This is a genomic window from Prevotella amnii DSM 23384 = JCM 14753 (genome assembly GCF_000378745.1).
In the GTDB taxonomy this organism is placed as follows: domain Bacteria; phylum Bacteroidota; class Bacteroidia; order Bacteroidales; family Bacteroidaceae; genus Prevotella; species Prevotella amnii.
Window position 1 is genome coordinate 19,121 of record NZ_KB905277.1, and the last position, 832, is coordinate 19,952.

The window sequence follows — 832 nt, forward strand, 5'->3', positions numbered from 1 at the left end:
AGCGATGAAGATAGCAAGAAGAAAGAAGCAACGAAGAAAAAAGACGGACAGAAAGGAAAAGGAACAATAGAGCAAGCCGAGTTTGTACTGATTGGAAAAAGCCGTTCCACTTCCCCGATTATCCCACAAATTCCCTCTGTTTCATCATCTGAAAATTCGGAGCAGAATAATAATAATTTTGCACCGCAGAACTCCGAAAAGGAGGAAGAAATGAAAGAGGACAACGAAATGGACATTGATTTCGAGATGGAGAGAGTGGACGAAGATGAGATTGTCCGTGAGGAATTAAACCTATCCATCGAGCCCACATCGGGCGAAGCCGAAATTTCGGAGCAGTCCGTCCTCGCACGTGACTTAGTCCGCCTGCAAAAGTGGGCAAAGAACAGTGAGGAGGCTGATGAGGAAGAAGTCAAAGAGACAGTTCGGCAGCTTCAAGACTCTGAGCTATTGGATAAGTACAAGGAGAACATCGCCAAGATGCAGGGAGAACAGTCTGCACTGTTGGAGAAAATCCGTAAGGCGGAAGAAAAGGAAGAACAGAGTGCTCAACCAGCAATGCCTTCATCACAAAACCCAACACCTTCTGTTTCTGGCATATCTGACACAGCAGTGGGCGATGCTGACGACAGACCGCTGTCCTATTATCTGTAAAAATGGTTTCTTGATTTTCATATTTCGGAGGAATGCAGGGGTTGCTCAAAAGTAAAATAATCAGCCAATATCTATCATACGATAAAACCGAGCCACCCCTGACACCTCCACAAGAAGACAATTCGTTTAACAACTTAAAATAAACAGCAAAATGAACAACAAAAAAATCACAATGATGCTG

1 protein-coding gene is annotated in these 832 nt (G+C 43.9%); it reads left to right on the plus strand.

The annotated features are described in order from the left end of the window. Positions 1 to 651, plus strand: a 651-nt coding sequence (locus tag F596_RS0105860; protein WP_026302368.1) for a hypothetical protein, incomplete at its 5' end; no start/stop codon positions are given. Positions 652 to 832 lie beyond the last annotated feature (181 nt).